This window comes from Moorena sp. SIO1F2, from assembly GCF_010672755.1.
Taxonomy (GTDB): Bacteria; Cyanobacteriota; Cyanobacteriia; order Cyanobacteriales; family Coleofasciculaceae; genus Moorena.
Map to the genome: position 1 here is coordinate 1 of NZ_JAAHFV010000287.1, position 8,359 is coordinate 8,359.

The 8,359-nt window shown below is 43.6% G+C and carries 6 protein-coding genes; 1 reads left to right on the plus strand and 5 read right to left on the minus strand.

All coding sequences use genetic code 11. The features are described from left to right. Window positions 1–290: 290 nt before the first annotated feature. The 5 genes from F6J94_RS25525 to F6J94_RS25545 form a co-directional block, all read right to left on the minus strand. Window positions 291–1,664: an ABC transporter substrate-binding protein gene (locus F6J94_RS25525; protein ID WP_293045257.1), complete on the minus strand. Its 1,374-nt coding sequence runs from the start codon at window positions 1,662–1,664 to the stop codon at window positions 291–293. A gap of 127 nt (window positions 1,665–1,791) precedes the next feature. Then, window positions 1,792–3,327 carry a ferredoxin--nitrite reductase gene (locus F6J94_RS25530; RefSeq protein WP_293045259.1) on the minus strand — a complete coding sequence of 512 codons (1,536 nt, stop codon included), beginning with the start codon at window positions 3,325–3,327 and terminating at the stop codon, window positions 1,792–1,794. Between the two features lie 243 nt (window positions 3,328–3,570). Beyond that, the gene (locus F6J94_RS25535; RefSeq protein ID WP_293045261.1) at window positions 3,571–4,680 is read right to left on the minus strand and encodes an ATP-binding protein; all 1,110 of its coding nucleotides are present in this window, start codon (window positions 4,678–4,680) and stop codon (window positions 3,571–3,573) included. A 12-nt stretch (window positions 4,681–4,692) separates the two neighbouring features. Continuing rightward, entirely contained in the window at window positions 4,693–6,438 is a 1,746-nt protein-coding gene (locus tag F6J94_RS25540) for a histidine kinase dimerization/phosphoacceptor domain -containing protein (protein WP_293045263.1), read from the minus strand. A gap of 89 nt (window positions 6,439–6,527) precedes the next feature. After that, a complete protein-coding gene (locus F6J94_RS25545) occupies window positions 6,528–7,805 on the minus strand; it encodes a valine--pyruvate transaminase (protein ID WP_293018474.1) in 1,278 nt (425 codons plus the stop codon). A gap of 71 nt (window positions 7,806–7,876) precedes the next feature. Between F6J94_RS25545 and tsaB the strand changes: the two genes are divergently transcribed. Continuing rightward, window positions 7,877–8,359: tRNA (adenosine(37)-N6)-threonylcarbamoyltransferase complex dimerization subunit type 1 TsaB (gene tsaB, locus F6J94_RS25550; RefSeq protein WP_293045265.1), on the plus strand; the 483-nt coding region annotated here is incomplete at its 3' end.

An 8,359-nucleotide genomic window follows, 5' to 3' on the forward strand; every position in this document is an offset into this window, starting at 1 on the left:
ACTAAATCCACCCAAACGTTCAGCTTTTATCACTAATGCTGTTGGTTTAGGGTAATTCTTTCGGAATTGATTGCTAAAGTACTCGCCCATAGATACTACTTTTCTGAGGTTAACTTAATACTATTGTTCAGGTACTAATAGTTACACCCCTGAAACATAAGTTTCGTATGATTTGTTACAAATTATTTCTGGTGATGAATTAAATGCATAATTTATATTCAATGGTTACATCAGAGCCAGAAAATTGGGGTGTTGCTTAATTTTCGAATGAATTGAGGTTTATTCCTAAGTTAAGCCAAGCCGATTAACTGAGAACGATCAGCTCGGATATCGAAACCATTGAGGTAATTAACTGGCTGACTAGGGTCAAATGCTCTTTGATCCACAAACACATCAGCAGGTTCAAGCCTCATACGCTCACTAGGTAGATCGATTTTCAACGCCTTGGCAACCTCTTCATAAATTTTCACTGGATAAACCCGGTCGATAATTTTATCCGCATCCTTGGGATATTGACGTCGGTTAATATGACGCCAGCGAATCATTTGGGTTAGCAACCAAACACCATGGGAGCGCCAAGGATAATTAGCATGATTGGGCTTTTTCAGATAGTCTGTATCTTGGAAGTGAAATAAATTAAAATCAGGGATTGATTCAAATCGGTCTTTCTGGTCAAAGCCACCATAATTATAGTTGCCCAGTAAAGAACCTTCCAGATAGCTTACTTTAGTGTCGATGTATTTGCTCCTAGATATAATCTGAGCAATTGACTGGCGATTTTCTAGTTGGTCACAATACTGACAAGCTTCCAAAACAGCCGCTACTAAGGCTCGGGCGGTTGTGGGATGTTTTTCTGCCCAAGGTCCCATGGTTGCTAGTATTTTTCCTGGATGACCTTTCCAAATATCCCGACTTACATAAACCGTAAATCCAGCCTGGTCTACAACTGCTCTTTGGTTCCAGGGCTCATCTAAACAGTAGCCATCTACTATCCCAGCTTGAAGTTTGTATACCATTTGAGATGGTGGAAACTCGATTAGCTTAATCTGTTTCTCGGGATTAATCTCCATAGCTGATAGCCAGTAGAGAAGGGTATAGTTTGCCATGGAGTTGGTCAAGTCTATCCCTACTTTTAGGGGCTCGGTTAATCGTCTAATGTATTTCCTGTAGGAGTTGGCAAAATCTGGGAAATTATAGTATTCCGTTGAAGGACGAATAGCACCTTGCCAAGCTTTTTTGGAAAAAGTGATTCCAGCGCCATTGCGATTGAGCATCATTAGAGATATCACTGGTGCCTTGGCTGAACCAAAATTGGTGAGCATTGGCAATCCAAACAAGGCAACGCAGGCATCTATACCCCATGATAGTAAGTCTTTGTGAACCGCTGACCAGTCAGGATATTTCTTAAGAGCCACATTCAAACCATAACGCTGAAAGAAGCCCTTTTCTTTGGCAATGATTAAAGGAGCACAGTCAGTTACAGGAACAAAGCCAATGGTGAGGTTAGTTTTCTCTAACTTACCAAAGCTAGCTGGAGGTCGTTGAGTGGGCTCAGAGGAGCGATCGCGTTTTGGGAAATCGAATAGATTATTTGAACTACAAGCACTAAAGCCACATCCTACCGTGGCACAGCCGATGTATTTGAGAAACTTGCGGCGCTCCATATTGTCGTTTCCGATTAATGGACAATGGAAAATGGAAAACTAAGTTTTCACCATTACCTAACCATTAACCATTAATCTTTGACAACAGTTATGAGGAATTAGCGATGATGTCCAACTAAGCACTAACCTAGTGGGATTTTGCTCCAAAATTCTCGATCAGTATATTGCTCAAGACTTCTGGTAAGTCATCACAAGCCACACTTTTGAGCACACACTCGCCCAGTTTAGCATCTTTGCCAACTTTGCCACCCATGTAAATATTGACTCCTTCAACAGACTTACCGTCTTTACGCACCTTAGTTCCCATCAAACCAATATCAGCTACTTGGGGTTGACCACAAGAGTTGGGACAACCTGTCCAATGAATCCGCACTGGGTTTGGTATATCTAACTTTTCTTCGAGTTCCCGAACTATTGCCAAGGCACGATTTTTGGTTTCAATCAGAGCAAAATTGCAGAACTGGGCTCCTGTGCAAGATACTAGAAGCCGTTCTAGAGGTTTGGGCTCAAGGGTAAATTTCTGCAAGAGGGGTTCAGCTAAGAAAGCGTCGAGATTAGCATCCGGAATATTGGGAATAATCACATTCTGCTCAACCGTGAGGCGGATTTCGCCACTGCCATAAGCCTCAGCCATCCGTGCCAGATCAAACATCTGCTGAGCATACAGCCTACCAACCGGAACGTGTAAACCCACATAATTCAGACCTGGTTGCTTTTGGGCAAAGACACCGATATGGTCTCGTTTTTCCCAATCTATTTCATCGTGAGGAGCAGCCGTAGGGAGTTCTCTACCAAACTGCTTACTGACTTCCTCGCGGAACTTGTCAATCCCCCACTCATCAATCAACCACATCATCCGGGATTTTTGCCGATTCGCCCGCGAGCCTTCGTCGCGATAAACTTCTAGTATAGCACGACACAAGTCAACCACATCATCATTAGGCAGTACCCAAGCATTGAGGGGAACAGCAGCTTCACAACGCTTGGCCGAGAAAAAGCCACCTACGAGTACATTCAAGCCTAGTTGTCCATCTTTGTACGCAGGCACGAAGGCAATATCATTAATTTCAGCATGGACTGAGTTATCCCGACCCCCTTCAATAGCAATATTGAATTTACGGGGCAAGTTAGTAAACTCATAATTCCCTTGGCTGTTATTAGTGATCATGTCCTGTACCTTTTGGACAAGATCCCGAGTGTCAATTAATTCATCGGGATCTATCCCCGCCATGGGAGAACCAGTAATATTGCGGACATTGTCCATACCGGATTGGACGCTAGTTAAGCCAACTTGCTCGAACCTGCGGAAAATATCAGGCATGTCTTCAATGCGGATACCTCGCAACTGGATGTTTTGGCGGGTCGTGATATCAGCACTACCATCTTCACCATAGCGCTGCACTATCTCAGCTAGTACCTGCATCTGAGTGCTGTTGAGAATGCCGTTGGGTGTCCGCATCCTTAGCATGAACTTGCCTGGAGTGACAGGTCTATAAAAGACACCCATCCACTTCAGCCGATGCTGTAGGTCATCTGGATCTATTGCTTCCCAGCCAATTCTGGCAAATTCTTCTATTTGTTCTTTAATGGCAAGACCATCTTTCTCTGCCTTGAATTTCTCAAATTTGTTCAATTTTGCGGCTGGCTTAGCTGCGCTGGTCATAGCTGTTCCCTCGTTGCCTTTTGCTCAATTGCCAGAAGTTTTGTCCAGAGCCTCTGATGTCACTACTCTTGATGTTGATAAATTAATTTAAAGTATTGCTAAAATTTTGTATATTTTGTTACTAAATACTGATTTTAATTAAAAAAATGCATAAATTAAATGCATAAATTGTATTATGAAGTTAGATCAAGTCTGCCCCTGCTCCCCTGCTGTCATAACCATGGCATTCAAAGGAAGACCAGCTTACTCCCAATCCTGACTCGACAGGGGTAGTCTAACGGTAAACAAAGTTCCTACACCAACCTGGCTATCTACCAAAATTTGGCCACGGTGCTGCTCTACACTCTTTTTAACAATCGATAATCCTAGACCTGTACCAGGAATATCTCCAACATTGCTAGCTCGCTGGAAAGGTTCAAACAGGTGAGAAAGCTCTTGTTCGGGAATACCAATTCCCGAGTCTGTTATTTTAAAAATTGCCCAGTTACCTTCCACGGTTAACTGAAACTCTACCGTTCCCCCTTCAGGAGAATACTTAATCCCATTGGATAGCAAGTTATTGAAAATATATCGAAGGAGTTGGGTATCCATATAGGCATCAGGAATATTACCTTGAGGAGTAAAAATAATCCTATGGATCCCCCCGGTAGCCAACTGCATCTGCTCTATCAAATCAGAGCAGAATTCTACTAGGTTAATTGGAGTTGGGTTAAAAGTTAGCTTGTTTCCTTCTGCTTTTTCAATAAATATAATTTCATCCAAGAGTTGTCTCATATCTTGGATAGAGCCTTTAATTTGTTCAAAATACTTGCGATGTTTATCTTTGACCAAATGTTTGCTATAGCGTTCTAACAATTCAGTAGCTAGGATAACTTTACTCAAAGGTGTACGACATTCGTGGGAAACAATAGAGACAAAGCTAGATTTTTGCTCTCTAAGCTCCTGTTCTATTACTAGTGCTTGACGGATTTTTGCTTCTGCTTGAAAGCGAGAAAGGGCAATTTCAATGGTAACTCGCAGTTCTTCTTCCTCAAATGGTTTCAGAAGGTAACCAAAGGGTTGGGTTATCTTAGCTCTTTCTAGGGTGAGCTCATCGCTATAGGCAGTCAAATAGACCACTGGGATATTCCATTTTGTCCTAATCAGCCTTGCAGCAGTCACTCCATCTATTTCCCCTTTCAGACGAATATCCATCAGGATTAAATCCGGTTGGATTTCCTCAGCTTTTCTAACTGCTTCTTCTCCAGATACAGCCACAGCAGGAACCATGTACCCTAAAAGTTTGAGGCTATTCTTGATATCCATAGCCACAAGTGTTTCATCTTCAACAACTAGGATTTTTTTCTTGGTCATGCTCGACTTGCCCTAGAGATCCAGTGAATGGGGAAAGTTTATTTTTAATCTAGTGCCTTGCCTACAGTCAAGGATGATGTTACCCCCCAGTTGTGCAGTCAAGTTACGAACAATACTCAAACCAAGGGATTTAGTGGATTGAAAGTCTAAATTGTCCGGTAAACCAATACCATTATCACTTACCGTAAGGATTAGCTGACCCTGTTGATCTGAACTTAGACTGATTTCAATCTTACCCTCTTTATGTTCATGAAAGGCATATTTGAGTGAATTAGACACCAATTCATTGATGATTAGCCCACATGGAATAGCTACATCAATGGTTAAGGGAGCTGTGGTAACTTCAATATTGAGGGCGATTGTCTGTCGGTTAATCCCGTAGGAACGGAACAAGTTATTGGTTAAGGTTTGAATGTATTTTCCGAAATTAATCTGGGCTAAATTTGGGGATTGATACAGCTGCTGGTGAATCAGAGCCATAGATTGAACCCGATGCTGGGAATCTTTGAACAAACTTAATGCTTGTGGATCTTCAACTTGCCTCGACTGTAGGCGGAGTAGGCTAGAAATAATTTGCAGGTTATTTTTGACCCGGTGATGAATTTCTTTGAGCAAAACCTCTTTTTCGGTTAGAGAGGCTCTAACTTGATTTTCCGCTTGCTTGCGTTCGGTGATATCTACAATTTGATACAGAAATTTTCGGGGCTTACCTTGAGCATCCCTGACTAAAACTGCTTTCTTGGTCAAAACATGGATCACTCTAGCATCTTTCGACAGTAAGCGATTTTCCATCTGAAAGTGGGATGTTCTTCCTGGCCACAACTCTTGATTCGGGGTAAGGTTAATTGTGAAATCATCGGGGTAGATAATATCTGTAGCCTTTTTCTGCCCCAGTTCCTCGGCTGTGTAACCAACCGTGTCACAAAAGGCTTGATTAACCTTTAGCACGGAGTTATCAGTGCTGGTAATTGCCATACCCATGGGAGATAGTTTAAAAATCAGGCGAAATTGTTCCTCACTTTTGCGAAGTTGTTCATTGACGTTCTGTAGGTCAGAAGTCCGTTGTTCGACTCTCAGTTCTAGTTCCTGGTTGAGCTGTTGTAGAGCTAATTCTGCCTGTTTATGCTCGGTGATATCAATCCCTACACACACGGCTGCAGCACCTTGCTGGTACTTCTGAGCGGCAATTAGATAATATCTCGAAGAATTTTTCACTTTGAGCTCAACCACCTGGGAAGATCCTGAGTCCCCACAGGCGAGAAACTGACCCATAAAGTCAACAAACTGAGGGCTGCTCTCCAGAAAACCCAACTCTTGACCGACAAAAGTCTCTGGAGGTAATTGCAGGCTCTGAGCCAGATGTCGGTTAACCCCAAGATATCGACCATCAGCACTAATCCAAGACACCGCTCCCGGTACAGCATCCAAAACTGCCTCTAGTTGCTCTTTTGCTTGTCGCAGCTGATGATTAGCTTCGGACAATTCTGTTGTCTGTTTTTGAAATTGGTATTCCAATTGCTGATCACCCTGTTGCCATTTCTCCTGAGCCTGCTTACAGTTGGTAATTTCCGGTTGTAATTGCTGATTAACCTGATTTAACTGAGCAGTTTGTTGTTCCACTACTTGCCCAAGTCCCTTGATAATCCTACACATCTGTGTAGAGTCAAGGGTTGTGAGCAAGTTAGGCTGGTTAATAATGCCTAGCAACTCCCCTATATCGCCAGTTTCCAACACTTGTGCTAGCTGCTGCTGTTCCATCTGTTATAATGGGAATATTATTTAATTAGTACTCATCGAACAATTACTCTGGAACGGTGTTAGATTATCACAACACCTGCTAGGAAACACTAACTTGACCCCATCCGATAGACTTCCTCGACCAATGTTGCTAAACGCTGCATGGCGATTTCAATTTCTTCTTCAGTAGCCGTAAGGCTGATGCGAATGCACTGTTGCTGGTGAGACCAGTCTTCTCGTAAGCCGGGGAAAAATGTACTGCCAGGCACGACAATCACACCCACCTGCTTCAACTGTTGATACAGTTCCCAGTCAGTAATTGGCAAATCCTGTAACCACAACCAAGCAAAGATAGCTCCTTCACCCCGATGCAAGAACCAAGGCAAGTCTTTGGGCATGAATTTGTCTAATGTCAGTTCAAGGGTCACAAACTTTTGCTGGTAGTGGGGGCGAATCACATTAGTGGCAATCTCAGGGAGCGCTCCAGATGCGATCGCTTTTGCGGCAATAGCTTGTCCATAGCGAGCCGAATGAATACAAAGATTGGTCTGGAAGGATTCTAAAATGCTAATTAGCTCCGGATTTCCAATTGCTACACCAACCCGTTCCCCAGGTAGTCCAGCTTTTGATAAACTCAGACAGTGGATGATATTGTCTCGAAAGACTGGTGTCATTTCGGTAAAGTTCAGTGCTGGAAAGGGTGGAGCATAAGCTGCGTCAATCAACACTGGCACATTGAAGGGTGCAGCCATTTCCGAAATTTTGATTACTTCTTCATCGGTTAGGACATTGCCAGTGGGATTACAGGGACGGGAAACAATTACACAGCCAGTCTCTTGGCTAATCTTTAATTGGCTGAAATCAGGGCGATACTTAAAACGGTGTTGCTCGTGGTTAATTTCCAGAGTAGGTTTGTAGGCATATACTGCTTCTGGAGTCAAGCTTACTCCTCCATAGCCAGTGTATTCTGGAGAAAGGGGCAAGACCACTTGTTTGAGCTGGCCGCTGCTGGTGTAGCCACCAAAAACGTTAGCGGCGTAGAAGTAAATCGATTGAGAACCGGGAGTAATCAGGATATGGCGATCGCTTAGGGAAAGACCGTAGCGTTGATTGAAATCCTTTGCGATCGCATCGATCAGAGGCTGATATCCTTGAGATGACCCGTAGCGGCAAATCACCTCACCATACTCTGAGCTAGCCAACAGTTGTGCCGTGCAATCGCGCCAAAGTTGCTCGACTTGTGGCAAAATCACTGGGTTTCCTGCACTGAGATTAATCCAATCTTGTCCCTGACCAGCTCGTAGCGTTTCGATAATATCTTTCATAATCGCTCGGACACCAGTCAGTTTGGACATCTGAGTCCCAATTTGAGTCAGGGTAGGATCCATGGATAGTGATTACCTTTTGGCGAGTGAGGGTACTTAATCAAGACTTCTCCAATCGAAAATCATACCAACAAATGCCGATTCTCGAAGCAAACAAATATGCTCTTGCCCTTCACACCACTAGTCCTCAATTAGGGCTAGTGACCAGTAACTTTGCCAGGGATACCCGCTGCCAAACTTGGGACTTAGGGCGAGAGTTGTCTGGTCAATTGCATCAGCACTTGACTGAATTTCTGAATTCCCAAACTTGGCAAAACTTAGAATTCATTGCGGTAGCTATCGGACCTGGTAGCTTTACGAGTACCCGTATCGGTATAGTTACTGCTCGTACCATAGCACAACAGTTAGATATTCCCCTGTTTGGCATTTCTACACTGGCAGCGATCGCCTGGTTAGGGAAAGAGGGCAAAGAGGAGGAAGAGGGTGCTATGTATCAAGACAACTCTGGATCAGGACTCAGCACATGGGCTACGCCCACGCTACGGGAACAGCAATTAGCAATTAGGACTCAGGATTCAGCACATGGGCTACGCCCACGCTACGGGAACAGCACTCAG